Annotated in this window: 27 protein-coding genes; 13 read left to right on the top strand and 14 right to left on the bottom strand. The window is 69.8% G+C overall.

Annotation, left to right across the window (positions count from 1 at the left end; translation table 11 throughout):
* The first annotated feature begins 5 nt into the window (after window positions 1–5).
* Window positions 6–1,697, top strand: coding sequence for a Stk1 family PASTA domain-containing Ser/Thr kinase (gene pknB, locus M2317_RS08470; RefSeq protein WP_429459160.1), 1,692 nt, complete (start codon window positions 6–8; stop codon window positions 1,695–1,697).
* A 56-nt stretch (window positions 1,698–1,753) separates the two neighbouring features.
* Here pknB and M2317_RS08465 read toward each other — a convergent pair whose 3' ends face one another.
* Genes M2317_RS08465 through M2317_RS08455 form a run of 3 tightly spaced genes read right to left on the bottom strand, consistent with a single transcriptional unit; the run spans window position 1,754 to window position 3,371 of the window.
* Entirely contained in the window at window positions 1,754–2,416 is a 663-nt protein-coding gene (locus M2317_RS08465; protein ID WP_429459158.1) for an anthranilate synthase component II, read from the bottom strand.
* Window positions 2,413–2,568: a hypothetical protein gene (locus M2317_RS08460; protein ID WP_429459156.1), complete on the bottom strand. Its 156-nt coding sequence runs from the start codon at window positions 2,566–2,568 to the stop codon at window positions 2,413–2,415. The genes M2317_RS08465 and M2317_RS08460 overlap by 4 nt, the downstream gene beginning before the upstream one ends.
* Before the next feature lie 11 nt (window positions 2,569–2,579).
* Window positions 2,580–3,371: a class E sortase gene (locus tag M2317_RS08455; RefSeq protein ID WP_429459154.1), complete on the bottom strand. Its 792-nt coding sequence runs from the start codon at window positions 3,369–3,371 to the stop codon at window positions 2,580–2,582.
* A gap of 80 nt (window positions 3,372–3,451) precedes the next feature.
* Between M2317_RS08455 and M2317_RS08450 the strand changes: the two genes are divergently transcribed.
* The gene (locus M2317_RS08450) at window positions 3,452–3,691 is read left to right on the top strand and encodes a cell division protein CrgA (protein ID WP_429459153.1); all 240 of its coding nucleotides are present in this window, start codon (window positions 3,452–3,454) and stop codon (window positions 3,689–3,691) included.
* A 144-nt stretch (window positions 3,692–3,835) separates the two neighbouring features.
* On the opposite strand, the gene M2317_RS08445 is transcribed toward M2317_RS08450, so the two are convergent.
* Together M2317_RS08445 and M2317_RS08440 are read right to left on the bottom strand one after the other, a co-directional pair.
* A complete protein-coding gene (locus tag M2317_RS08445; RefSeq protein ID WP_429459151.1) occupies window positions 3,836–4,726 on the bottom strand; it encodes a rhomboid family intramembrane serine protease in 891 nt (296 codons plus the stop codon).
* Between the two features lie 22 nt (window positions 4,727–4,748).
* On the bottom strand, window positions 4,749–5,306 hold the full coding sequence (locus M2317_RS08440; RefSeq protein ID WP_429459150.1) for a peptidylprolyl isomerase: 558 nt from the start codon (window positions 5,304–5,306) through the stop codon (window positions 4,749–4,751).
* 160 nt (window positions 5,307–5,466) lie between these two features.
* On the opposite strand from M2317_RS08440, the gene M2317_RS08435 reads away from it, so the two are divergent.
* On the top strand, window positions 5,467–5,955 hold the full coding sequence (locus M2317_RS08435) for a DNA helicase (protein ID WP_429459148.1): 489 nt from the start codon (window positions 5,467–5,469) through the stop codon (window positions 5,953–5,955).
* Entirely contained in the window at window positions 5,952–6,437 is a 486-nt protein-coding gene (locus M2317_RS08430) for an aminoacyl-tRNA deacylase (protein ID WP_429459146.1), read from the top strand. Before M2317_RS08435 ends, M2317_RS08430 begins: the two co-directional genes overlap by 4 nt.
* Window positions 6,438–6,453: 16 nt before the next feature.
* On the opposite strand, the gene M2317_RS08425 is transcribed toward M2317_RS08430, so the two are convergent.
* On the bottom strand, window positions 6,454–7,635 hold the full coding sequence (locus M2317_RS08425; protein ID WP_429459144.1) for an amidohydrolase family protein: 1,182 nt from the start codon (window positions 7,633–7,635) through the stop codon (window positions 6,454–6,456).
* Between the two features lie 31 nt (window positions 7,636–7,666).
* Window positions 7,667–8,089, bottom strand: coding sequence for an NUDIX hydrolase (locus M2317_RS08420; RefSeq protein ID WP_429459142.1), 423 nt, complete (start codon window positions 8,087–8,089; stop codon window positions 7,667–7,669).
* A gap of 58 nt (window positions 8,090–8,147) precedes the next feature.
* Here M2317_RS08420 and M2317_RS08415 point away from each other — a divergent pair, with 58 nt between their 5' ends.
* The 4 genes from M2317_RS08415 (at window position 8,148) to M2317_RS08400 (ending at window position 10,818) form a co-directional block, all read left to right on the top strand.
* A complete protein-coding gene (locus M2317_RS08415) occupies window positions 8,148–8,378 on the top strand; it encodes a tautomerase family protein (protein WP_429459140.1) in 231 nt (76 codons plus the stop codon).
* Between the two features lie 116 nt (window positions 8,379–8,494).
* Window positions 8,495–9,589, top strand: coding sequence for an alcohol dehydrogenase catalytic domain-containing protein (locus M2317_RS08410; RefSeq protein ID WP_429459138.1), 1,095 nt, complete (start codon window positions 8,495–8,497; stop codon window positions 9,587–9,589).
* Between the two features lie 27 nt (window positions 9,590–9,616).
* A complete protein-coding gene (gene fabG, locus M2317_RS08405) occupies window positions 9,617–10,366 on the top strand; it encodes a 3-oxoacyl-ACP reductase FabG (RefSeq protein WP_429459137.1) in 750 nt (249 codons plus the stop codon).
* Window positions 10,363–10,818 (top strand): MaoC family dehydratase, encoded by a 456-nt coding sequence (locus M2317_RS08400; protein WP_429459135.1) that lies wholly within the window; start codon window positions 10,363–10,365, stop codon window positions 10,816–10,818. The genes fabG and M2317_RS08400 overlap by 4 nt, the downstream gene beginning before the upstream one ends.
* A gap of 48 nt (window positions 10,819–10,866) precedes the next feature.
* Here the strand turns inward: M2317_RS08400 and M2317_RS08395 are convergent, their stop codons facing one another.
* Together M2317_RS08395 and M2317_RS08390 are read right to left on the bottom strand one after the other, a co-directional pair.
* Entirely contained in the window at window positions 10,867–12,090 is a 1,224-nt protein-coding gene (locus tag M2317_RS08395; RefSeq protein ID WP_429459133.1) for an acetyl-CoA C-acetyltransferase, read from the bottom strand.
* Between the two features lie 16 nt (window positions 12,091–12,106).
* Window positions 12,107–13,324, bottom strand: coding sequence for an acyl-CoA dehydrogenase family protein (locus M2317_RS08390; RefSeq protein ID WP_429459131.1), 1,218 nt, complete (start codon window positions 13,322–13,324; stop codon window positions 12,107–12,109).
* Window positions 13,325–13,435: 111 nt separating this feature from the next.
* Between M2317_RS08390 and M2317_RS08385 the strand changes: the two genes are divergently transcribed.
* From M2317_RS08385 to M2317_RS08365, 5 genes are all read left to right on the top strand, one after another.
* Window positions 13,436–14,074: a QsdR family transcriptional regulator gene (locus M2317_RS08385; RefSeq protein ID WP_429459129.1), complete on the top strand. Its 639-nt coding sequence runs from the start codon at window positions 13,436–13,438 to the stop codon at window positions 14,072–14,074.
* 7 nt (window positions 14,075–14,081) lie between these two features.
* The gene (locus M2317_RS08380) at window positions 14,082–14,474 is read left to right on the top strand and encodes an acyl-CoA thioesterase (RefSeq protein WP_429459127.1); all 393 of its coding nucleotides are present in this window, start codon (window positions 14,082–14,084) and stop codon (window positions 14,472–14,474) included.
* Between the two features lie 103 nt (window positions 14,475–14,577).
* A complete protein-coding gene (locus M2317_RS08375) occupies window positions 14,578–15,612 on the top strand; it encodes a phosphotransferase family protein (RefSeq protein ID WP_429459125.1) in 1,035 nt (344 codons plus the stop codon).
* Complete coding sequence (locus M2317_RS08370) at window positions 15,612–16,826, top strand: acyl-CoA dehydrogenase family protein (protein ID WP_429459123.1); 1,215 nt, start codon at window positions 15,612–15,614, stop codon at window positions 16,824–16,826. The genes M2317_RS08375 and M2317_RS08370 overlap by 1 nt, the downstream gene beginning before the upstream one ends.
* A gap of 43 nt (window positions 16,827–16,869) precedes the next feature.
* Complete coding sequence (locus M2317_RS08365) at window positions 16,870–18,447, top strand: AMP-binding protein (RefSeq protein WP_429459121.1); 1,578 nt, start codon at window positions 16,870–16,872, stop codon at window positions 18,445–18,447.
* Between the two features lie 63 nt (window positions 18,448–18,510).
* Here M2317_RS08365 and M2317_RS08360 read toward each other — a convergent pair whose 3' ends face one another.
* Genes M2317_RS08360 through M2317_RS08340 form a run of 5 tightly spaced genes read right to left on the bottom strand, consistent with a single transcriptional unit; the run spans window position 18,511 to window position 23,280 of the window.
* Window positions 18,511–19,791, bottom strand: coding sequence for an ABC transporter substrate-binding protein (locus tag M2317_RS08360; protein WP_429459119.1), 1,281 nt, complete (start codon window positions 19,789–19,791; stop codon window positions 18,511–18,513).
* 3 nt (window positions 19,792–19,794) lie between these two features.
* Window positions 19,795–20,877: a branched-chain amino acid ABC transporter permease gene (locus M2317_RS08355; RefSeq protein WP_429459118.1), complete on the bottom strand. Its 1,083-nt coding sequence runs from the start codon at window positions 20,875–20,877 to the stop codon at window positions 19,795–19,797.
* Window positions 20,874–21,752: a branched-chain amino acid ABC transporter permease gene (locus tag M2317_RS08350; protein WP_429459116.1), complete on the bottom strand. Its 879-nt coding sequence runs from the start codon at window positions 21,750–21,752 to the stop codon at window positions 20,874–20,876. The genes M2317_RS08355 and M2317_RS08350 overlap by 4 nt, the downstream gene beginning before the upstream one ends.
* Window positions 21,752–22,495: an ABC transporter ATP-binding protein gene (locus M2317_RS08345; RefSeq protein WP_429459114.1), complete on the bottom strand. Its 744-nt coding sequence runs from the start codon at window positions 22,493–22,495 to the stop codon at window positions 21,752–21,754. Before M2317_RS08345 ends, M2317_RS08350 begins: the two co-directional genes overlap by 1 nt.
* Complete coding sequence (locus tag M2317_RS08340; RefSeq protein ID WP_429459112.1) at window positions 22,492–23,280, bottom strand: ABC transporter ATP-binding protein; 789 nt, start codon at window positions 23,278–23,280, stop codon at window positions 22,492–22,494. Before M2317_RS08340 ends, M2317_RS08345 begins: the two co-directional genes overlap by 4 nt.
* Window positions 23,281–23,354: the final 74 nt, after the last annotated feature.

The raw sequence follows: 23,354 nt of genomic DNA, 5'->3' as shown, positions 1-23,354 counted from the left end.
CCTACGTGTCCACAGAGCAACGCGTCCTCGCGGACCGCTACCGCGTCGACCAGCTCATCGGCCACGGCGGAATGGCGAAGGTCTACCGCGGTTACGACCTGACCCTCGGTCGCGACGTCGCGATCAAGATCCTCGACCCCGACCTCGCGCGCGACACGGCATTCCGCACCCGGTTCCGTCTCGAGGCGCAGGCCGCGTCCCGGATGTCGCACCCGTCCATCGTCCGCGTCTTCGACGCCGGCGAGGACGTCTCGGGGGCGCAGCCGGTCCCGTACATCGTGATGGAGCTCGTCGAAGGGACGCTGCTGAAGGCGATCATCGCCGACGGCCCCGTCCCGGCTGCGGATGCCGTGCGCTACGTCGACGGCATCCTCGAGGCCCTGGAGTACTCGCACAAGGCCGGCGTCATCCACCGCGACATCAAGCCAGGCAACGTCATGGTGACGCCCAAGGGCCAGGTCAAGGTGATGGACTTCGGCATCGCCCGCGCCGTTTCGGACTCGTCGTCCACCGTCGCGGAGACGACCCAGATCATCGGCACCGCCGCTTACTTCTCGCCCGAGCAGGCCAAGGGCGAGCCCGTCGACGGCCGGACCGACCTGTATTCCACGGGCGTGGTCCTCTACGAGCTGCTCACCGGGCGCCAGCCGTTCCGCGGCGATTCGCCGGTGGCGGTCGCGTACCAGCACGTCAGCGAGACGCCGGTGCCGCCGACCGAGGTGAACGAGCTCTCCCCCGGCGCGCTCGACCCGATCGTTCTCCGTGCGCTCGCGAAGGATCCGTACCAGCGGTATCCGGATGCCGCGAGCTTCCGTGCCGCGCTCGACACCGCCTTCGGCGGCAAGGCGCCGAGCAAGAAGCAGATCGGCGCTCTCACCAGCGAGCTCTACGGGCCGAGCCCCCGGGCCGCGCAGGAGACCGCACGCACCCTGCGCCAGCTCTCGACCGACACGACCATGGCTCGGACGCAGTCCGGTCCGCCGGTGGCATGGATCTGGGCGGGCGTCGCCCTGCTCGCCGTGCTGCTGGCCTCGGTGCTGTTCTGGGTCGTCACCGTGCAGGGCCCGAGCGTGCAGTCCTCGTCGCGCTCCGTCCCCGATCTCGTGGACGTCAGTTCCGAGCGCGCTCAGGAGGCGCTCGAGGAGCTCAACCTCACCTCCACCCTCGTCATGGAGCCGAGCTCCGACATCGCCGAGGGCAACGTCACGCGCACTGACCCGGAAGCCGGCACCACCGTCGAGCAGGAGACCGAGATCACCGTCTACGTGTCCAGCGGCGCGGAGACGGTCGAGGTTCCGCGGCTCGTCGGCATGTCGCAGGCCGACGCCGAGAAGGCGCTGAGCGAGGCCGGCCTTCAGCTCGGCACGATCCGGCCGGCCAGCAGCTCCGATCAACCCGCCGGTGTCGTGCTCGAGGCCAGCGTGGCCGACGAGCAGATCGAGGACGGCGACGAGCTGCCCCCTGGTACGACCGTCGACCTCGTCGTCGCGAGCGGCATGGTCGCGCTGAAGAACCTCGAAGGCTTCACGGTGGACGCCGCCACCGCAGAACTCGAGAGCGTGGGACTCCAGGCGGTTCCGACGCCCGACACGAGCTGCCCTGCGGTGGACCCGCCGACGGTGATGTCGATGTCGCTCGCCCCGGGTGATGTGCCGGTGCACTCGCCCGTCGAGCTGCGCTACTGCAGCGGCGAATAGCCCGACCCACCCGGCCCTTCTCGACCCCGGGTCGCTGAAGACGACCTTCGCCGCCTCTAGATGGGCTTCTTCGACCCCGGGTCGGAAAGGGACAGCGGGCTGAGCTCGGCGGCGCGGGCCACAGCATCCGGATCGCCGATCAGGGCGAGCCAGTTCGCGAGCAGGCGGTAGCCGCCCTCGGTCAGGACGCTCTCCGGGTGGAACTGCACCCCGAGGATCGGCAGCTCTCGGTGCGCGATCGCCATGACCGTGCCGTGCTCGGCACGTGCGGTGACGACGAGCTCGTCCGGCAGGTCGGGTTCGGCGAGAGCGAGCGAGTGGTAGCGTCCGGCGGCGAAGGGAGACGGGATGCCGTCGAACAGCGCTGACGAGTCGTGAGCGATCCGGGAGACCATGCCGTGCATCAGCTCCGGCGCTTCGGAGACCTCGACGCCGAAGGCCGCCCCGATCGCCTGATGGCCGAGGCACACGCCGAGCACCGGCATCCGTCGCTCGGCCGCGAGCGAGACGACCTCGACCGAGGCGCCGGCATCGCGGGGCCGACCAGGACCGGGCGACAGCATCACGGCGTCGGCGTCGGCGAACAGCGCGTCGATGCCGCGTGCATCCACGGCATCCGCTTCGACGACCGTCGTCGAGGCGCCGAGCTCGTGCAGATAGCCGACGACGGTGTGCACGAAGCTGTCGTGGTTGTCGACCACGAGCACCCGCACGGTCATTCCAGGTCGACCTCGCCCGGGGTGATGATCGGCGCGATCCAGGGGAAGACGTAGAAGAAGAGTCCGTACAGGACCGCCGCGACGAGTACGAGCAGGATGAACACCCGCAGCCACCAGGGGCCGGGGAGGATGCGCCAGAGAGCTGCGTACATCGTGGGGCTCCTTAGATGGACGGCGGGGCGACTTCGACGGGGGCGAGGGAATCGGGCGGACCCTCGGCGCGGGGCTGGAAGCCCTCGAAGACACCGTAGGCGACGATGCGCTCGGCGAGCGAGTACAGCGGCGAGCAGGCCGTCAGGGTGATGTACCGCTCGCCGGTCTCGACGCCGGGCATCTGCGGGACGTCGAGCAGCACGTCGACCTGCGCAGGGGTGACGTACTCGAGCGTGCGGAACCGATAGGTGTACCAGCCCTCGGGCGTCTCGACGACGATCGCGTCGCCGGTACGGAGCTTGTCGATCTTGTTGAGCGGCTTGCCCCAGGTCGTCCGGTGTCCGGCCACCGAGAAGTTCCCTACCTCGCCCGGCATCTTCGACTGGTCGTAGACGCCGATCCCGATCTTGTCCAGCGTCACCGCCCGGCTGGTTCCGCCGGCCACCGCGACGTTGTAGTCGCCGCCGAAACGCGGGATGAGCATCCGCGCGAACTCTTCGCCGTCGCCGGGGTGGGCGAGGATCGGCGGCTCGTAGTACGTCTCGCCGGTCTCGTCATCCGTGACGACGGGGGGTGGCTCCGGCGCGGGCTGACTCGCCCATTCCTGCGACACGGCTGCGCCTTCGGCGTTGTGCTGCGCGCTGATGATGATGTCGCCGATCCACATCTGCCAGGCGACGAACAGCATGACCAGAACACCTGCCGTGAGCAACAGCTCGCCCAGCACGCTCGTGAACGTCGCGCGAGGACGCTGACGTCGACGTCGCGCGCGACGGGTCTCGGGCACGGCGGTTGCAGTCACAGGCGCGATCCTATCCGTTCCGCGTGAACGTCAGCCGGGAGGACGCGGGTGTTCCCGGGCCTCATGGGTAGAATGTCCCCATGGCACGAGACCGCAAGAGCGAAGAACCCGTCGTCGAGCGCGCGGAAGGCGAGCAGGCGCCCAACGCCGTCTGGTTCAAGCCCGTCATGGTCGGCTTCATGCTGCTCGGGCTCGCGTGGATCCTCGTGTTCTACATCTCGGGGATGCAGTACCCGATCCCCGGCATCCAGTCCTGGAACCTCGCCATCGGCCTCGGCATCGCGCTGATCGGCTTCCTCATGACCACGCGCTGGCGCTGACGCCCGCGATCTCTGCAGAAGAACCCCCTCACCGCAACGGTGAGGGGGTTCTTCCGTTTCGCACCGGGGACGAGTTATCCACAAGCTCATCCACAGGCTGGGGAGAATTACACCGGTGTTATTCACACGGTGTGCACGCTCTGGTCAGGCCAGCATGACGGCCGGCGGAACGAAGGCCAGCAGCGCGACGAGCCCCAGCCCGAGCGCCACGAGCCAGAGGATCTGCCAGAGCCGCTGATCCCTCCGCTTGGTGCGCGTGAAGATCAGGGCGACGAGCAGGCCGACGACCGCACCGCCGATGTGCGCCTGCCAGGCGATGTTGAAGCCGGGTACGAACCCGATCACGAGGTTCAGCCCGATGATCACGAGAATGCCGGTGACGTTCGCTCCCATGTGGCGGCCGATGATGATCAGCGCCCCGAAGAGACCGAAGACGGCACCGGAGGCTCCGAGCACCGACTGCAGCGGCTCGATGCAGGCGACCGCGACGGAGCCGCCGACCGCACTGAGCACGTAGAGCGTGAGGAAGCGCCAGCGCCCGAGCATCGGTTCCAGGGTCCTGCCGATGATCCACAGCGAGAGCATGTTGAAGCCGATGTGCCAGATCCCGCTGTGCACGAGGGCAGCGGTGAGTACGCGCCACGGCTCGAAGACACCGCCGTTGAGGTCCGGATACAGATAGACGGCGTTGAAGAGCAGAGCGCCCTTGATGCTGTCGCCGATGCCGGGGATCAGGGTCAGCAGCCAGACGAACGCCGTCAGCGCGATGATCGCGTACGTGACGACCGGCCTGCCGGTGGCGGGGGCGAGGATCGACCGCCCGCCGTTCCAGCGGCGATCCGCCTTCTTCTGGGCCGGGGTGCGGTTCTTCTTCTGGTCCTTCAGGCACTCCGGGCAGATGACGCCGACGGCGGCCTGCGTCTGGCATTCGGGGCAGATCGTGCGCATGCAGCGCTGGCAGAGCACGAAGCTCTGCCGATCCGGATGCCGATAGCAGAAGTTGTCGCGATTGCTCGCGAATTCGGTGTTCGTCATCCGGATCGGCAGAGGAGGTCGGTCAGGCCGCGACGATGTCGATCGACTGCAGCACGACGGGCTCGATCGGGCGGTCGCCGGGAGCCGTCGGGACGGCGGCGATCGCGTCGACGACCGCGCGGGACGCGTCGTCGGCGACCTCGCCGAAGATGGTGTGCTTGCCCTGCAGCCACGGGGTCGGGTCCGTGGTGATGAAGAACTGCGAGCCGTTGGTGCCCTCGGCCTTGCCCGTGATCGCGTTGCGACGCAGACCTGCGTTGGCCATCGCGAGGATGTAGGGCTCGTTGAAGTCGAGCTCCATGTTGATCTCGTCGTCGAAGTTGTAGCCGGGGCCGCCGACGCCCTGACCGAGCGGGTCGCCGCCCTGGATCATGAAGTTCGGGATGATGCGGTGGAAGATGACGTCCTTGTAGAGGGGTCCCTCACCGGGCTTGCCGGTGGCGGGGTGCGTCCAGTCCTTCGATCCGTCGGCGAGGCCGACGAAGTTCGCGACCGTCTTCGGGGCGTGGTCGCCGAAGAGGTTGACGACGATGTCGCCGTGGTTGGTGTGCAGAGTTGCGACGTGAGAAGCGTGAGGCATGCACCTATTCTCGCAGAGCGCGCCCCGGGATGGCCTGGATGCCGCGCGTGATCGCTTAGCGCGATCGGAGATCCCTGGCAAGGGTGCCCACAAACTCTGCCCGCATCCAGCCGCGTCTGGCATGATGGGGAACCCGTACTCCAATGGACAGGAGAGCATCGTGAGCCTCAGCCGAAAGCGGAAGAAGGAACTGCGTCGTCTGCAGAACGACGCGAACAAGCTGTGGGAGTCCCAGCAGGTGCTCGTCGGCCAGGCCGCGACTGTCGCGCGCGAGGCCGGCCGCCAGCTCGGCAAGATCAACAGCGAGCAGGTCGTTCCTGTCGTTCAGGACGCGTACAACCGCAGGGTGGCACCGGTCGTCGACCAGAGCGTGCGCTTCGGCAAGCACGTCGTCGATGACAAGGTCGTTCCGATCGTCGGCGGTGTCGTCGGTTCGGCGCTCTCGGCCTGGGACGTCGCGAACGCGAAGCGCCACGGCCTCGTCGCAGCCCCGGCGCCGTCGAAGAAGGGCCCCGGCATCGGTTCGGTCGTCGCGATCATCCTCGGTGCCGCTGCCGCCGTCGGCGTGCTCTACGCCGCGTGGCAGGCTCTGCGCGCCGATGACGAGCTCTGGGTCGCGGACGACCCGCTGTCCGCGCCGAACGCGTGACCGATCCCCACTCCAGGGTCAAGGATGCGGCGGCCGCCCGTGGTCTCGAGATCGAGATCCGCGAGCGGCCGCAGGCACGCAGTCTCCACGAGGCCGCCGAGCTGCTCGGCATCCAACCGTCGGGCATTGTGAAGACGCTCGTCGTCAAGCGCTCGACAAGCTCAGGGAACGGCGAATACCTGTTCGCGCTGATCCCCGGCGGCCGGTCCATCTCGTGGCCGAAGCTGCGCGCCGTCGTCGGAGTGAACAAGCTGCGTCTGCCGGAGCCCGAGCTCGCCCTCGCTGCGACCGGCTACGAGCGCGGAACCATCGTGCCGATCGGCAGCACCACGGACTGGCCGGTCTATGCCGACGAGTCGATCGTCGGCCAGCGGGTCGCCATGGGTGCGGGTGCGCACGGCTACAGCCTCTTCGTCGAGGCCGACGACCTCATCGCCGCCTACGGCGCGACGGTGGCCGACATCTCGGTTCCTGAGCCCTAACCACCGCGAGGTTCTGTCAGCGGGAGAACACCCGCCGGCCGCCCGCGATCGTATGCTCGCGATCGGGCGTGCGGACGAGGGCATCCATCGGGTTCTCGGCATCCAGAACCACGATGTCGGCCCGCGCGCCGACGGCGAGGTCCGTCGCCTCCCGACCCACGAACGGCATGCTCGCGCCCGTCGCGATCTCCATCACGCGCGTGAGGTCCTCGTCGCGAACGAGACCGGACGCCCGGCTGTACTGCCGCGCGATCCCGAGCAGATCTCCGGTTCCGTAGGGGCTCCACAGGTCCCGGATGCCGTCGGTGCCGAGCCCGAACCGCACGCCCTCCGCGTCGAACGCGTGCAGGCTCAGCTGCGGCAGCCCCAGAGGCGCGACGGTCGTCATCGTCACCCCCAGCCCGGCCATGCGCTGCAGCAGGTCGCGCCGCCGTGACGGCGCGGCCGAGCCGATCGCGAAGCCGTGCGCGATGTTGACCTTTCCGACGAGGCCGAGACGCTCGACCCGGTCCAGGATCAGCTCGAACTGGAACAGCCCGAGCTCGTCGCCGTCGTGCAGATGGATGTCGAGGCCGCAACCGTGCTCGACCGCGATCGCGAACAGGCCGTCGAGCTGCCCGACCGGATCGCGATCGATTCCCGCCGGATCTAGCCCGCCGATGTGCTCGACGCCCGCGGCCGCGGCATCCGCGAGCAGTTCCAGCACGCCGGGGCGGCGCAGCACGCCGTCCTGCGGGAAGGCGACGATCTCACTCGTGAGCGCGCCGTCGTAGGCGGCGAACGCCTCGCGGACCGCTTCGATCCCGCGCATCCCGATCCCGAGATCCACATCGACGTGCGTGCGGACCGCGGTCGTGCCGTGACGGACGAATTCGGCCAGTACGGCGGCGGTGATGCCGACGCTCGGGATGCCGAGCTCATCGCGGCGTGCGCGCTCGTGCCGGATGCGGCCGTCCGTGCCGCCCTCTCCGCCGTAGGACTGCCACGGCAGTCCCCACCACGACTTGTCCACGTGGGCGTGGGTGTTGACGAGGCCGGGCAGTGCCAGCATCCCTCGTCCGTCGATCTCACCCTGCTGGACCGGGGCGTCAGATGCCGGACGGATCGCCGAGATGACGTCGTCGTCGATGACGATGTCGACGGCGTCGCGCCCCCACGGCCGGACGTTGCGGAGGGCGGAGACGGGGATGATGCTCATCGCCCCATCCTCGCATCCGGGGTGCGCCGGGTCAGAGGATGCCGGCCATGCGGAGGGCGATGTCGACGAGCTTGACGCGGTGCAGCTCTTTCGCGGCCGCGACGCTGAACCAGCCGGCCATATCGGTCGACCCGTCCTGCTCGAAACGCAGGCGTCCACCGGTGACCTCGGCGCGGTACAGGATCCGCAGCGTGTGCAGCGCCGTGTCGGACTTCTGCACGCGTCGGCCGGCAGGGATCACCCGGGAGTGGATGCCGAGCAGTTCGCCGACCTTCACCGAATATCCGGTCTCCTCCCGGAGTTCTCGGCGCACGGCATCCTCGGGGTCCTCGCCGGGCTCGAGTCCGCCGCCCGGCATCGTCCACGCGACGCGACGGCCCTCGGTCCACCGGGCGAGCAGGATCCGATCGTCGTCATCGGTGACGACCGCGTACGCGGCGACTCTCAGGTCCATGGACTCACATTAGCCCTCGAAGGTCTGCCGCCCGCTCGGGATGTCCTAGGCTCTGGCCATGCCGAACATCAGAGTGGAACTTCTCCCCGGTCGCACCGTCGACCAGCGTCGCGCCTTCGCCGAGGCCGTGACGGATGCCGCGGTCGACGCCCTCGGTGCCCGGCGCCAGGATGTGCGGATCATGTTCGAAGAGGTGGCCGCGGACTTCGTCGCCAACGGCGGAGTGCTCGCCAGCGAGGACGACTCGCGCGCTGCTCTGGTCGCGCGTGTGACGTCGTCCTCCGTCTGACACGCAGCGCCCCGCTCTCGCCCTTTCGACTCCGAGGCGGAACTAGCGCGCATACCGGCTGGTCGGTATGCTGACGGGAAGTCCCGCGCCGGAGCGGGCGCGTCAGGGAGGTCCGGATGCTGATCCGCGGAGCCGTGCTCGAACAGTCGGGCGCCCCCTCCCCGTTCCATGAGTCCCAGCCGTTCACGATCGGCGAGCTCGATCTCGAACCGCCGCGGCACGGGGAGCTGCTGGTGCGCATCGAGGCCGCCGGCGTCTGCCACTCCGATCTGAGCGTCGTGGACGGCAACCGTGTGCGCCCTGTGCCCATGCTGCTCGGGCACGAAGCCGCGGGGATCGTGGAACAGGTCGGCGACGGCGTCGACGACATCGTGGTCGGCTCGCGCGTCGTCATGACCTTCCTGCCGCGATGCGGCGACTGCGACGGATGCCGCACGAACGGCCGGCTGCCCTGCGTGCCAGGCTCGGCCGCCAACGCCGCCGGGACGCTCCTGGCCGGCGGGTCCCGTCTGCACCGCGACGGAGAGACGGTGCATCACCACCTCGGCGTGAGCGCGTTCGCCACCCATGCGGTGGTCGATCGGGCATCCGTCGTCGCCGTCGACGCGGACGTGCCGCCCGAGATCGCCGCGCTCCTCGGCTGCGCGGTGCTCACCGGGGGCGGTGCGGTGATCAACGCCGGCCGCCCCGCACCCGCAGAACGCGTCATCGTGGTCGGACTCGGAGGTGTCGGCATGGCGGCGCTGCTCGTCGCCGCCGCCCTCGGCCACGAGGTCGTCGGTGTGGACGCCGTACCCGCGAAGGTCGAGGCCGCCCGTGCGCTCGGCGCCCCGGCATCCTGCACTCCTTCGGACGTGGGCGACCTGCGTGCTCCCGTCGTGATCGAGGCCGCCGGATCCGCGCGCGCCTTCGAGACAGCCCTCGCACTCACCGCACCGGGAGGGACGACGGTCACGGTCGGCCTCCCGGCTCCGGATGCCGTGGCCCACGTCTCCCCGCTCCGGCTGACCGCCGAGGCGCGCACCGTGATCGGCAGCTACCTGGGCTCGGCGGTCCCGGAGCGCGACATCCCCAGGTACGTCGACCTCTGGCGATCAGGACGGCTGCCGCTCGAACGGCTCGTGTCCTCCCGCATCCGTCTGGACAACCTGCCGGAGGCCATGGATCGCCTCGCCGCCGGGACGGAACTGCGCCAGCTCATCGTCTTCTGATCCGCTCCCCCTCCGAAAGGAACATTCATGACCCGTACCGCCATCGTCACCGGCGCCGCGCGCGGCATCGGCGCTGCCACCGCGAAACGTCTCGCCTCCGACGGCCATGCCGTGGCCGTCCTCGACCTCGACGAGGCGTCCTGCGCGGACACCGTCGCCGCCATCGAAGACGCCGGTGGTCGCGCGATCGCCGTCGGCGCGGACGTCGCCGATGCCGCCGCCGTGCAGAGCGCCGTCGATCGCATCGCCGCGGAACTCGGTGCACCGACGATCCTCGTCAACAACGCCGGCATCATCCGCGACAACCTGCTGTTCAAGATGACCGAGGACGACTGGGATGCCGTGCTCACCGTGCACCTGCGCGGAGCGTTCCTCATGTGCCGTGCCGTGCAGAAGCATCAGGTCGACGCAGGATGGGGTCGCGTGGTCAATCTGTCCAGCACCTCGGCACTGGGCAATCGCGGCCAGGCGAACTACGCCGCGGCCAAGGCCGGCATGCAGGGCTTCACGAAGACGCTGGCCCTCGAACTGGGCCGGTACGGCGTGACGGCGAACGCGATCGCGCCGGGCTTCATCGTCACCGACATGACGCGAGCCACGGCCGAGCGCATCGGCGTCGGCTTCGACGACTTCGTCGCGCACGCCGCGAAGGAGATCCCCGTCGGACGCGCGGGAGAGCCCGACGACATCGCGGCCGCGGCATCCTTCTTCTGCTCGGAGGAGGCGGGGTTCATCTCCGGGCAGGTGCTCTACGTCGCGGGAGGCCCGCGCGCATGAGCATCCTCATCGAGCATCCGTCCGCCCTGCCGGACGCCGTCGGTCGCACCGCGACCGGCGACTGGTTCACGATCGATCAGCCGCGGATCCAGGCCTTCGCCGATGCGACGGAGGACTGGCAGTGGATCCATCTGGATGCCGAGCGTGCGACCTCCGGACCGTTCGGCGCGACGATCGCGCACGGCTATCTCACCCTCTCGCTGCTGCCGCGCCTGGTCGCCGGCCTCGTGCTGGTCGACGGCGCGACGATGGTCGTGAACTACGGGCTCGATCGCGTGCGCTTCCTGCAGCCGGTCACGGCGGGCTCGCGCGTGCGTGCGGTGACGGAGGTCACCGGCGCCGAGGAGGGCCCGCAGGGGTGGCGGCTCTCGTCCCGCACGACCGTCGAGATCGAGGGATCGGAGCGGCCCGCGCTCGTGGCGGACACGCTCGCCCTTTTCGTCGCGGGGTGAGCACGGCGAAGAACGCCCGCCGATCGGGCGGGCGCCCTTCGGCGTTTTTCAGACGCGCTCGAGGACCAGTGCCATCCCCTGGCCGCCGCCGACGCACATCGTCTCCAGGCCGTACCGTCCGCCGGTCGCGGCGAGACCGTTGATCAGCGTGGAGGTGATCCGGGCGCCGGTCATCCCGAACGGATGCCCGACCGCGATCGCCCCGCCGTGCACGTTCAGCCGCTCCTCGTCGATGCCGAGTTCACGCGCGGACGGAATCACCTGCGCGGCGAAGGCCTCGTTGATCTCGACGAGGTCGATGTCCGCGATCGCCAGCCCCGCGCGGGAGAGCGCCTGCCGCGAAGCGTCCACGGGCCCGAGCCCCATGATCTCCGGCGACAGCCCGCTCACCCCGGTCGACACGATCCGCGCGAGCGGCTCGAGGCCCAGTTCGTCCACCACCCGGTCAGAGACGACGACGAGTGCCGCCGCACCGTCGTTCAGCGGACAGCAGTTGCCCGCTGTGATCGTGCCGTCCGGACGGAACACCGGATCGAGCCCGGCGAGCGCCTCCACGGTCACACCCGCTCGGGGTCCATCATCGGCTGCGACCACCGTGCCGTCGTCGAGCGTGACCGGGGTGATGTCCTGCGCCCAGAAACCTGACGCGATCGCCGCCTCGGCGCGCTGCTGCGATCGGGCGGCGAAGGCATCCTGCTCGTCCCGCGTGATCCCGTGCACCTGGGCGACGTTCTCCGCCGTCTGCCCCATCGCGATGTACGGATCGGGCAGGGCGCTGTACGACCGGGGATCCGTCCAGGGCGGCGCGCCGAGCTCCGCCCGACGAGCAGTGATCGTCACGGCATCCGAGAACACCGGGTTCTCGATCGCGATGCCGGGCATCACGTCGCTCATCCCCTGGGTGTACCGGCTCACCGCCTCGACGCCGGCCGAGACGAACACGTCGCCCTCACCGGCCTTGATCGCATGGAACGCCATCCGCGTCGTCTGCAGGGAAGAGGAGCAGTAGCGGTTCACGGTCGTGCCGGGCACGGTGTCGAGGCCGAGCAGCACCGAGACGATCCGTGCGATGTTGAACCCCTGCTCGCCCGCGGGCTGTCCGCAACCCAGCATGAGGTCGTCGATCCGCGACGGATCGAGTTGCGGAACGCTGTCGAGCGCCGCACGCACCATGCGGGCGGCGAGGTCGTCCGGGCGCATGGTGGCGAGCGACCCCTTCCTGGCGCGGCCGATCGGCGAGCGGGCGGTGGCGACGATATAGGCCTCTGGCATGGTTCTCTCCTCGGGATCAGACGAACGCGGCGATGCCGGTGATGGCCCGGCCGACGATGAGCGAGTTCATGTCGTAGGTGCCCTCGAACGTATACACGGCCTCGGCATCGGCGAAGTAGCGGGCGACGCCGTGGTCGAGCTGGATGCCGTTGCCGCCGCAGATCTCCCGGCAGCGCGCGACGGTCTCGCGCATGCGAGCACTGACGAACGCCTTCGCCATGGCGGAATGGTGATCGCGCTGGATGCCCTCGTCCTGCATCTGCGACACCCGCATGCACAGGGCCGTGGATGCCGTGATGTCGGCGAGGCAGTCGGCGAGCTTCTGCTGCACGAGCTGGAAGGACGCGATGGGCTTGCCGAACTGGATGCGCGTCTTCGCGTACTCGAGCGCGGCCTCGTAGGCGCCGACCCCGACGCCGAGCGCCTGCCACGCGACATCCGCCCTGGTCAGGCGCAGCACGACGGCGAGGTCCCGGAAGCCGTGGATCCGCTGCAGGCGATCGCTCTCCGGGACGACGACGTCCTCGAGCACGATGTCGGCGTTCTCGACCGCGCGCAGCGACTGCTTCCGCTCGATCTTGGTGGCGGTGAACCCGACCGCCGGCGTGCGCACGAGGAACCCCTTGACCTGGTCGTCCGCGACGTCCCGCGCCCAGATCACGACGAGATCGGCGAACGCGCCGTTGCCGATCCAGCGCTTCGCGCCGTTCAGCACCCATTCGTCGCCGCGTCGCTCGGCCGTCGTCTCGAGTCCCTTCGCGGTGTCGGATCCGTGCCCCGGCTCGGTCAGCCCGAACGCCGCGACCTGCTGACCGGCGGCGAGCACCGGTAGCCATTGCGCCTTCTGCTCCTCCGAACCGCCGACTTGGATCGCGGTCATCGCGAGCCCGCTGTGCACGCCGATGAACGTCGCGGTAGACGGATCGGCGCGGGAGATCTCCATCGCCACCCAGCCGCGGAACACGGCGGAGTTCTCGAACTGCCGCGTCTCCGGGAAGGCATTGCCGTACAGACCGAGCTCGGCGATGCGCGGCACGAGGTGTCGCGGGCTCTCCGCGCGCTCCCAATGGTCGTCCGCGTAGGGACGCACCTCGAGATCGAGGAACTCCCGGATGCCGGTGAGCGCGCGCTGCTCGGCATCCGTGAGCAGGTGCTGGAACGCGTAGAAGTCGGCGTCGAGCAGCGCGGCGGGCTCGGTTCCGGTCGACACGGGCGGGGTCAGCGTGAACGTCATCGTTTCTCCGATCGTCGGTGATCAACCCGAGTATGCATCATATTTGAGAATGTTGCACAACATCTCCGGAAACGTTGCGTCCAGGCCCGACCCCGCAGGTAGAGTGCACGCATGACCTCCGTCACCGCCTCCGCCACGATCGCCACGGCCGGGACGGACGCCGCTCCATCCTGGTTGTCCGAGCGGCTCGACGACCACGCCGACGCCGTCCGCGCGTTCGAGGCGGCGCGTGAGACCTTCATCTCCGGACGCCGCATCGACATGGGAGCCCTCGCGACGACGCTCGGCGTCGACCGCACGTCGCTTTTCCGCTGGGTCGGCAATCGGGATGCCCTGCTGAGCGAGGTGCTGTGGTCGCTCGCCGTGCCGACGCTCGTGCAGGCCGAGCACGCCACAGCCGCCAGCACCGGGGGCGAGCGCATCGCTGGCATCCTCACCCATTTCGTCGACGATCTGATCACCGCGGACTACTTCCGCCAGTTCCTCCGCCGGGAGCCCGCGCGGGCACTGCGCCTGCTCACCACGAAGGAGAGCCCGATCCAGCGCCGCTACGTCGCGACGGCCGAGTGGCTCGTCCGGCGCGAGCTCGGCGAGCAGCCGCTCGGCGGCGCGATCGATCCGGCGGGGCTCGCCTATCTGCTGGTACGCATGTCGGAGTCGTTCACCTACGCCGACCTCATCTCCGGCGATCAGCCCAGCGCGGAGCGCGCCCGCGTCGCGTTCCGCCTGCTGCTGCGAGTCGACGGCTGAGCCGCCCATGACTGTCCGCGACCCCTTCGCCACGCGCTGGAACGACAACGACCAGTACGGCCACCTGAACAACAGCGTCTACTACCTCGCCATGGACACCGCGATCAACGCCTGGATGATCCGCGAGGGCGGACTGGATCCGACCGGCGACGCGATCGCGCTCTGCGCAGCGTCGTCCTGCGAGTTTCACGCCTCGGCGTCGTTCCCGGATGTTCTCGAGGTCGCCATCGGCATCGAGCGTCTCGGCTCCACGAGCGTCACGTGGGATCTCGGCATCCATCGCGCCGGCGAGCAGATCGCGCACGGCCGTTTCGTGCACGTGTTCGTGGACGCCGGAACCCGCCGTCCCGTGGCGATCCCGACCGGCATCCGCTCGGCGATCGAGGCGCAGCTGATCTGACCCCGCGCGCGAACACCCGTCGGAGAGACGACTCGCCAACAAACCGACCATCCGGTATGCTGATCGCACCGCTCATCGACGAACGGTGGAAAGGCGGGCGCTGATGCCTGAGGTCCCCGGGCTGGATGTGGCGGCGCTGACCGCCTGGCTGTCCACCGCGCATCCCGAACTCGCCGCCGGCCAACTGCAGGCCGAGGTCATCGCCGGCGGACGCAGCAACCTCACGTACGCCGTCTCGGGTGCCGCGATCCCGCTGATCCTGCGCCGGCCCCCGCTCGGACATGTGCTCTCCAGCGCGCACGACATGGGGCGCGAGCACCGCGTCATCTCGGCCCTGGCGCCGACGCCGATCCCCGTCCCCACGGCGATCGATCTCGTCGACGACACCGAGCAGGCCGCGATCACCGGCACGCCGTTCTTCCTCATGGAGCGCGCGCCGGGGCGAGTGCTGTCCTCCCGTTCCCAGAACGCCGCCCATCCGCCGGCCGCGCTGCGCGCGCTGAGCATCGAACTGATCCAGCATCTCGCCGATCTGCACGCGGTGGATCCGTCCACGGTCGGCCTCGGCGACTTCGGCCGGCCGGACGGCTATCTCGCCCGCCAGCTGACCACGTGGCGCCGGCAGCTCGACGCCTCGCGCTCCCGGTCCACACCGATCCTCGATCGGCTTCAGGACGGCCTCGTGCAGGGGGTGCCCGAGACCGGCCGCACCGGCATCGTGCACGGCGACTACCGCCTGGACAACGCACTGGTCGCCGGCCCAGCCGAGCATCCGCACATCTCCGCGATCCTGGACTGGGAGATGGCCACGCTCGGCGACCCGCTGGTCGATCTCGGCATCTTCGCCCTGTACTGGGACATCGCGGCGCTCCCCGCCGGCGTCGGCGCCGTGCCCAGCGCCGTCGATCCGGCCGCGGGCTACCCGAGCTTCGACGATCTCGCCGACGTCTACGCCGCTCACGCCGGCATCGTGCTGCCCGAGCTGCACTGGTACCGCGCCTTCGCCGCCTACAAGCTCGCCGTGATCCTCGAAGGGATCCACTACCGCTACCAGGCCGGCGATACCGTCGGCGAGGGCTTCGATCGGATGGGCGCGCTCGTGGAGCCGCTCGCTCAGAAGGGACTGCAGGTGCGCTGATGGACTTCGCCCCGGATGCCAGGACAACCGAGATCACGGCGCAGGCGCGCCGCTTCGTCGACGAGGAGGTGCTGCCGGCCGAGCCCGTCCTGGACGAGCAGCTCGCCGCGACTCCGGACCGATGGGACGTCCGCCCGATCGTGCGCGACCTGCAGGAGAGGGCGCGCGCCGAGGGCCTGTGGAATCTCTTCCTCCCCGGCGACCCCGCCGTCACGGGAGCTGCGGGGCTGACGAACCTGCAGTACGCCCCGGTGGCCGAGCTCACCGGCTGGAGTCCGCGCCTGGCCCCGGCGGCCTTCAACTGCGCGGCGCCGGACACCGGCAACATGGAGGTCCTGAACGAGTTCGGCACCCCGGCGCAGAAGGAGCGCTGGCTGGCTCCGCTGCTGCGGGCCGAGATCCGCTCCGCCTTCTGCATGACGGAGCCGGATGCCGCATCCAGCGATGCCACGAACATCGGCACCCGCATCCGCCGCGACGGCGACGCCTACGTCATCACCGGGCGCAAGTGGTGGTCGACAGGAGCGATGAATCCGGATGCGGCGATCTTCATCGTCATGGGCAAGACCGATCCGGATGCCGCGCGACACCGCCAGCAGTCCATGATCCTCGTCCCCCGTGACACCCCGGGCGTGCGGATCATCCGCCCGCTGACCGTCTTCGGCTACGACGACCGCGACCACGGCGGGCACGCCGAGATCGCCTTCGACGACGTGCGCGTTCCGGCGGCGAACCTCATCGCAGCGGAAGGCGACGGGTTCGCGATCGCGCAGGCCAGGCTCGGACCGGGCCGCATCCATCACTGCATGCGCGCGCTCGGCATGGGTGAGCGGGCGCTCGCCCTGCTGACGGCGAGAGCCAACGAGCGGCATGCGTTCGGGCGCAGCCTGGCCGAACAGGGCGTCATCCGGGAGTGGGCGGCTGAAGCCCGCATCCAGCTCGAGGCGCTGCGGCTGCTCGTGCTGAAGACCGCGTGGCTCATGGACACCGTCGGCAACCGCGAGGCCATGACCGAGATCCAGGCGATCAAGATCGCCGTGCCCCGCGCCGTGCAGACGATCATCGACCGCGCCATCCAGGTGCACGGCGGCGCCGGCGTCTCCGGCGACACCCCGCTGGCCGAGCTCTACGCCGGCATCCGATCACTGCGCATCGCCGACGGCCCGGACGAGGTCCACCTGTCGAGCCTCGGGCGCGCGCAGTTGCGCATCTGAGCATCCCCCGAAAGCCGTCATGTCGAAGTCGAAGGAGACACCGATGACCCACCACCCCGATCCGGCCGTCGACGGGCCGGGATTCCCGACCCTGTCCGTCGCGAGCATCCTCGCCGAATCCGCCGTCCGCCATGCGGATCGTCCCGCGGTGCACTTCGCCGGCACGACCACGACGTATCGGGAACTGTGGGATCAGACCCGCGCCTACGCCGGCGCCCTGCGGGACCGGGGCATCGGCCGCGGCGACCGCGTCGCCCTGCTCATCCCGAACGTCCCGGATTTCGCCCGCGTCTACTACGCGGTGCTGTCGCTGGGCGCGGTCGCCGTTCCCGTGCATCTGCTGTTCAAGGCGGACGAGATCGCCTACGTGCTGCGGGATGCCGAGGCGGATCTGCTCGTGGTCGCAGCTCCCCTGCTCACCGAGGCGGTGCCGGCCGCGGCATCCGCAGGGGTCCCGCTCACGACCGTGCTGCTTCCGATGGATGCCGGGGTCGACCTCCCGCATCTGGAGGCCGAAGCCGCGGCAGCCGAGCCGATCCCGCGTCACACGGCGACCGGGCCGCTCGATGCCGCGACCATCCTCTACACGAGCGGCACGACCGGAACACCCAAGGGTGCGGTCGGCAGCCACCTCTCGATCGTCGAGCAGGTGCACTGCACGCTCATCGACGCCTTCGATCTGCGCGCTGACGACGTCGTGTTCGGAGGGCTGCCGCTGTTCCATACCTTCGGCCAGACCGCCGTGATGAACATCGCGTTCCGTGTCGGCGCCTCGGTCATCCTGCTGCCGCGCTTCGATCCGGACGAGGCGCTGAGCCTGATGGCCTCGCATCGTGCGAGCGTGTTCACCGCCGTGCCGACGATGTACGTCGGGATGCTGGAGGCGGCCAGGCGCTCGCCCGAGCGTCCGCCGCTGCGCTACGCCGTCTCCGGCGGTGCCGCGCTGCCGGTCGCGGTGCTCGAGGCGTTCCACGATGCTTACGACGCCGATGTGCACGAGGGGTACGGGCTCACCGAGACCGCGCCGACCGTGTCGTCCAATCCGCTCGGCGAGCCGATCCGCCCCGGCACGGTCGGCCGTGCCCTCTGGGGCGTCGACGTCGCGATCGCCGACCCGGAGATCGACGATCGGATCCTGCTCGACGAGGAACCCGGCGCACTGGGCGAGATCGTGGTGCGCGGCCACAACCTGTTCAAGGGCTACCTCGGGCGCCCGGATGCTTCGGCGAGCGCCGTGGTGGGCGGCTGGTTCCGCACCGGCGACCTCGGCACGTACGTCGACGGGGTGCTCACGATCGTCGACCGCAAGAAGGACATGATCGTCCGATCCGGCTACAACGTGTACCCCACCGAGGTCGAGGCCGTGCTCGCCCGGCATCCGGGGATCGCGGTCGCCGCCGTGTTCGGCGTCGCCGACGACGTCCGCGGTCAGGAGGTGCACGCGGCCGTCGTCGCGCGCGAGGGCGCCGAGCTCGATCCGGACGAGGTGACCGCCTTCGTCCGGGACCGCATCGCGGCGTACAAGTATCCGCGTGTCGTGCACGTCGTCGACGCGCTGCCGCTCGGCGGCAGCGGCAAGGTCCTCAAGCGCGAGCTGGTGACGCAGTTCACGACGGCGTAGCCCACCCGACGAAGCGGCCCCGGATCTCGTGGATCCGGGGCCGCTCCTGTTCCTGCGGGGGATTCAGGAACCCGGCACGCCCTCCGCCGTGAGTTCGACGGGTGCGGGCTCGACCGCGCTGACCTCGCCGCCGTCGACGGCGTAGGTCGCGCCGACGTAGTCCTGCACGCCCTGGTCGACGGCCGTGATGCCGACGCCGAGGTAGGCGGCGTGGCTGTCCTCATTGAACGAGAGCGGCAGGATGCCGTTGCCCGCGAGCTCCCCGGAGCGCAGTGCGTCGACGAGCGACTCGCGCGTCGGATTCTCCCCGGCGGCCTCGAGCGTCTCGGCGAAGAGGTACGCGACGCTCATGCCGTAGATCGTGTTGCCGTCGAAGGGCGCCGCGTCGTTGTACTCGTCGTTGACCTTCTGGAACAGCGCCACCCAGTCGCTGTCGCCGCCGAGCGAGGGCAGGTAGTTCGTCCCCACGAACCCCTGCAGCAGCTGCGGGCCGACATCCTCGCCCAGGTATCCGATCAGGGTCGGGTAGTCGGCGCCGGAAGACGACGAGAACCACTGCGGGAACCAGTTCAGCTGTGCGGCGGTGCCCAGCGCGAGGGCGGTGAATCCGTTGATCGTGCCGAGGATGTTGATCTCGCAGCCGGCCGCCTTGAGCGCGCCGATCTGCGCGGTGACGTCCTGGTTCGAGACCGAGTAGCGCTCGACGTGCGTCAATCCGTCCGCGCCGAGAGCCAGTTCGGCGCCCTCGACCATCTCGTCGCCGAAGTCGTCGTCCTGGCCGAGCAGGCACACCTTCTTGTCCGGGTACTCGTCGGCGGCGTACTGCGCGAGCGCGGCGCCCTCCACGACGTAGTCGGCGTTGAACCCGAACGTGAACGGATACTTCTCCGGCTGGTTCCAGTTGGTGGAGCCGGAGGCGACGAACAGGTCTGGCACCTCGTTCTGGTTCAGGTAGTCGAGCACGGCGGTGTGCGGGGCGGTGCCCAGGCCGTTCACGATCGCGAACACCTCGTCCTCCTGCACCAGTTCGCGCACCACGGTCTGGGTGGTGGCGGGGTTGTAGCCGTCGTCCTTGACGATGTACTCGATCTCACGGCCGTGCACGCCGCCCTGATCGTTCAGATAGGCGAAGTAGGCGGTGGCGGCTGCCGAGATCGACGAGTAGCCGGCGGCGGCAGGCCCGGTCAGGGGCGTGTGCGTGCCGATCGTGACGGTGTCGTCGGTGACGCCGGGTGCATCGGCGGCGGGGTCCGCGGTCGTCGGGGTGCTGCAGCCGGCGAGGACGACGGCGAGTGCGGATGCCGCGACGACGGCGAGCACGCGGCCAGGGGAGTGCTGTGACATGAGTCACCTCTTTCGTGTGGTGGTGGGCAGAACGGGTTCGGGTTCGGATGCCGCGGCATCCGATGATCGCCGGATGCGGCGCCGCAGGCTCGCCAGGCCACCCGGCCGGACGAGCATCGTCACGATGAGCAGGGCGCCGAAGACGAGGACGGGAAGGTTGCCGGCGAGGCGCTGGGCGAGGTCGGCGGGTACGGGGAGTGCGGCCGTCGCGGCGCCGATCGCCCAGGGCAACAGCACGACGAGCGCTGACCCGATCGCCGCGCCGCCGATGCTGCCGAGGCCGCCGAGCACGACGGCCACGACGAGGAGCAGCGAGAACGCGAGCGTGTAGGCGCCGGGGCTGACGGACTGCGTCACGAAGCAGATCACCGCGCCGCCGGCCCCGGCCGCGGACGCGCTGACGACGAACGCGGTCACCTTCACCCGTGCCGCTGCGACGCCGTTCAGCCGTGCCGCGGTCTCGTCATCGCGGACGGCGCGCATCCGCAGTCCGAACGATCCGCCGCCCAGCACCGCGAGCCAGGTGACGACGACGCCGGCCACGAGCACGGCGACCCAGGCCTGCCACTGCTCCACGGCGATGAGATCGCGCAACGGCTCGGGGACGCCGTCGTAGGGGATCTGGATCCCCTGGTCGCCGCGGAGGATGCTCGAGAACACCGTGGCCGCTGCCGGAACCGCGATCACCAGCGCCAGGGTGACGCCGGCGAGATAGGGGCCCTGCAGTCGGGCCGCCGCGAGTCCGAGGAGGAGACCGAGCATGCCGGCGGCGGCGATGCCTGCCAGCATCCCGATCACGAACCGTAGGACCGAGCCGACGCCGGCCTCGGTGAGCGCGTTCACGGTGAGCGCGTAACCGTAGCCGCCCGTCGCCATGAGCGCGGCGTGTCCGAGCGAGAGCTGCCCGCTGTGCCCGATGAGCAGGGTGAGGCCGGCGGCGACGCAGAACGTGGCGGCGATCGTCGCGAGCTGGAAGTTGCGGTACGGATCGAGCAGGAACGTGCCGCCGATGGCGAGGATGGTCAGCACGGCGCCCAGGGCGATCGTGCGACGCGGGCCGCGCAGGGCCGAAAGGATGCCGGTCATGCGCTGCGCGCCCGGTTGATGGAGAACACGCCGTCCGGTTTCAGCAGCAGGACCGCGACGAGCAGCACGAGCACGCCGATCGGTGCGACCGTGGCTCCGAGGTATCCGGTGACGAGGCTCATGACGACGCCGACCACGAGACCGCCGAGAAGGGCGCCGGCGGGCGAATCGAGACCGCCGACGACCGCGACGGCGAAGGCGTAGACGAAGAGCATGTCCGTGGCGTGCGGGTTCAGTCCCAGCTCGGTGGGGACGAGGAGGATCGCGGCGAGCGCGGCGAGCGCGCTCGACAGCATCCAGCCGATCGTCACCATCCGATTCACCCGCACGCCGAGGATCCGGGAGACTTCGGGGGCGAAGGCCGATGCGCGCAGCTGCAGCCCGAGCGAGGTGCGAGTGAAGAGCAGGGCAAGACCGCCCATCACCGCGAGTGCGACCGCCAGGATGAACACGTCGTTGGGCGAGAGCAGCGGAACCCCGGAGACCATGAGGGGACGGTCGTCGAACGGCGCGGACATCGGGCGGTATTGCGGGCCGAAGAGGATGCCGAGCAGCGACTGCAGCACCATCACGAGCCCGATCGCGACGATCACGCCGGTCAGTGGAGCCGAGTGCGGGGCGAAGCGCATGACGCCGCGTTCGACGACGAGTCCCGTCACTGCTCCCGTGATGAGGCCGGCCGCGAGCCCGGCGAAGTAGTCGCCGGTCAGCCCGCTCACCGCGAACGCCGCGTACGTGGCGACGAGCGCCATCGCCCCCTGGGCGAAGTTGATGATGCGCGCTGCGCGCCAGATCAGCACGAGCGATAGAGCGAACAGGGCGAAGATCGCGCCGCGCGCGAGCCCGGTGGCGAGGAGGAAGGCGAGTCGATCCATCAGAACCCCAGGTAGGCGTGTCGGAGGGCGGAGTCGTCGGCGAGATCGGATGCCGGAGCATCCGCCACCACGCGACCGAGATCGAGCACCACGCCGCGGTCAGCGATGGAGAGGGCGGATTTGGCGTTCTGCTCAGCGAGCAGCACCGTCAGTCCGCGCCGCTCGGCCGTGATGCGCAGCGTCGCCATGATCTGCGCCACGACGAGCGGGGCCAGACCCAGCGACGGCTCGTCCAGCGCGATCACGCGCGGCTCTGCGACCAGCGCGCGCCCCAGCGCGAGCATCTGCCGCTCGCCGCCGGAGAGCTGGTGACCCTCGGCGCCGCGGCGACGGGCGAGAGGCTCGAACAGCTCGTATATGCCTCGGATGGCATGCTCACGCGCCGCACCGCGATGACGCCAGAGTGCGCCGAGACGCAGGTTCTCGTCGACCGTGAGTTCGGCCACGACGCTCTGTCCGTCGGGGACGAGGGCGAGTCCGCGACGGGCGCGCTCCTCGGTGCGCAGCGGCGACAGATCGGTGCCGTCCAGCGCGAGAGCACCGCCGGTCGTCGGGACGAGTCCCAGGAGCGCACGCAGCAGGGTGGTCTTGCCCGCACCGTTGGCACCCAGGAGCGCGACGATCTCGCCGGGACGGATGCCGATGCTCACGTCGTGCAGCACCGGCGCGCCGCCGTACCCGACGGTCAGCTCGCGGATCGTGAGGGATGCTCCGGTCGCGGTCCGAGTCGATGGAGCGCTCATGCGGCGGGTTCCTCTGCCCTGACGTCCTCGTCCCCGTGTGCGCCGAACGTGGCTTCGGTGCCGGCGGCCACTCCCAGGTAGGCCTCCTGCACGCGGGGGTCGGTGCGGATCTGCTCCGGTTCGCCGTGCGCGATGACGCGTCCGAAGTCGAGCACCACGATGCGGTCGGCGAGGCGCATCACGAAATCGACGTGGTGCTCGACGAGCAGCACCGCGCATCCGGCATCCGCGACGCCTCGCACGATGCCGGTGAGCCCGGCGATGTCCTCGGCTCCCAGACCACCGGCCGGTTCGTCCAACAGGAGCAGCGTCGGTGCGGTGACCAGGGCGCGGGCGAGTGCGACCCGCTTGCGATCGGGATACGCGAGCGCGGCGACCGGACGGTCGGCCATAGCGACGAGGTCGAGGTCGGCGAGCTGTGCCGCGACGGCGCTGTCGGCATCCTTCGACCCGGCCAGCGGGATGCGGATGTTGTCGCGCACCGACAGCGTCGGGAACAGGCCAAGACCCTGCAGGGTGCGGGACACACCGCGGGCCGTCAGCGCCGATGTCCGGCGCGGCGCACGCACGCCGTCGATCCTGACCTCCCCCCGGCGGCGCACCAGAGCGCAGATCGCATTGAAGATCGTCGTCTTCCCGGCGCCGTTGGGGCCGATGAGGGCGACGACCTCGCCCGGACGGACGTCGAACGACACGTCATCGACGGCGGTCAGACCGCCGAAGGTCACGGTCAGCCGGTCCACCTCGAGCAGGGGTGGAGGTTCGTGCGGGGATTGCGGATTCATCGGCACCTCTTCGTGTCGTTGGTCCGATCACTGTACATCAGAAACCGACCGGGCGGTATGTTCATGTTGCAGAC

This window comes from Microbacterium sp. ZKA21 (assembly GCF_050434165.1).
Classification (GTDB): Bacteria; Actinomycetota; Actinomycetes; order Actinomycetales; family Microbacteriaceae; genus Microbacterium.
The sequence above is the reverse complement of the archived record's forward strand: the minus strand, read 5'-3'. Positions and strand labels throughout refer to the sequence as shown.

Excerpts from the sequence above, each read along its gene's own strand:
- M2317_RS08410 (WP_429459138.1), top strand. The coding sequence starts at position 8,495 with ATGCTGATCCGCGGAGCCGTGCTCGAACAGTCGGGCGCCCCCTCCCCG.
- M2317_RS08445 (WP_429459151.1), bottom strand. The coding sequence starts at position 4,726 with ATGACGAACACCGAATTCGCGAGCAATCGCGACAACTTCTGCTATCGG.
- M2317_RS08375 (WP_429459125.1), top strand. The coding sequence starts at position 14,578 with ATGCCTGAGGTCCCCGGGCTGGATGTGGCGGCGCTGACCGCCTGGCTG.
- M2317_RS08340 (WP_429459112.1), bottom strand. The coding sequence starts at position 23,280 with ATGAATCCGCAATCCCCGCACGAACCTCCACCCCTGCTCGAGGTGGAC.
- M2317_RS08355 (WP_429459118.1), bottom strand. The coding sequence starts at position 20,877 with ATGACCGGCATCCTTTCGGCCCTGCGCGGCCCGCGTCGCACGATCGCC.
- fabG (WP_429459137.1), top strand. The coding sequence starts at position 9,617 with ATGACCCGTACCGCCATCGTCACCGGCGCCGCGCGCGGCATCGGCGCT.
- M2317_RS08380 (WP_429459127.1), top strand. The coding sequence starts at position 14,082 with ATGACTGTCCGCGACCCCTTCGCCACGCGCTGGAACGACAACGACCAG.
- M2317_RS08385 (WP_429459129.1), top strand. The coding sequence starts at position 13,436 with ATGACCTCCGTCACCGCCTCCGCCACGATCGCCACGGCCGGGACGGAC.
- M2317_RS08450 (WP_429459153.1), top strand. The coding sequence starts at position 3,452 with ATGGCACGAGACCGCAAGAGCGAAGAACCCGTCGTCGAGCGCGCGGAA.
- M2317_RS08360 (WP_429459119.1), bottom strand. The coding sequence starts at position 19,791 with ATGTCACAGCACTCCCCTGGCCGCGTGCTCGCCGTCGTCGCGGCATCC.
- M2317_RS08345 (WP_429459114.1), bottom strand. The coding sequence starts at position 22,495 with ATGAGCGCTCCATCGACTCGGACCGCGACCGGAGCATCCCTCACGATC.
- M2317_RS08390 (WP_429459131.1), bottom strand. The coding sequence starts at position 13,324 with ATGACGTTCACGCTGACCCCGCCCGTGTCGACCGGAACCGAGCCCGCC.
- M2317_RS08365 (WP_429459121.1), top strand. The coding sequence starts at position 16,870 with ATGACCCACCACCCCGATCCGGCCGTCGACGGGCCGGGATTCCCGACC.
- M2317_RS08440 (WP_429459150.1), bottom strand. The coding sequence starts at position 5,306 with ATGCCTCACGCTTCTCACGTCGCAACTCTGCACACCAACCACGGCGAC.
- M2317_RS08465 (WP_429459158.1), bottom strand. The coding sequence starts at position 2,416 with ATGACCGTGCGGGTGCTCGTGGTCGACAACCACGACAGCTTCGTGCAC.
- M2317_RS08395 (WP_429459133.1), bottom strand. The coding sequence starts at position 12,090 with ATGCCAGAGGCCTATATCGTCGCCACCGCCCGCTCGCCGATCGGCCGC.
- M2317_RS08460 (WP_429459156.1), bottom strand. The coding sequence starts at position 2,568 with ATGTACGCAGCTCTCTGGCGCATCCTCCCCGGCCCCTGGTGGCTGCGG.
- M2317_RS08420 (WP_429459142.1), bottom strand. The coding sequence starts at position 8,089 with ATGGACCTGAGAGTCGCCGCGTACGCGGTCGTCACCGATGACGACGAT.
- M2317_RS08425 (WP_429459144.1), bottom strand. The coding sequence starts at position 7,635 with ATGAGCATCATCCCCGTCTCCGCCCTCCGCAACGTCCGGCCGTGGGGG.
- M2317_RS08415 (WP_429459140.1), top strand. The coding sequence starts at position 8,148 with ATGCCGAACATCAGAGTGGAACTTCTCCCCGGTCGCACCGTCGACCAG.
- M2317_RS08400 (WP_429459135.1), top strand. The coding sequence starts at position 10,363 with ATGAGCATCCTCATCGAGCATCCGTCCGCCCTGCCGGACGCCGTCGGT.
- M2317_RS08370 (WP_429459123.1), top strand. The coding sequence starts at position 15,612 with ATGGACTTCGCCCCGGATGCCAGGACAACCGAGATCACGGCGCAGGCG.
- M2317_RS08350 (WP_429459116.1), bottom strand. The coding sequence starts at position 21,752 with ATGGATCGACTCGCCTTCCTCCTCGCCACCGGGCTCGCGCGCGGCGCG.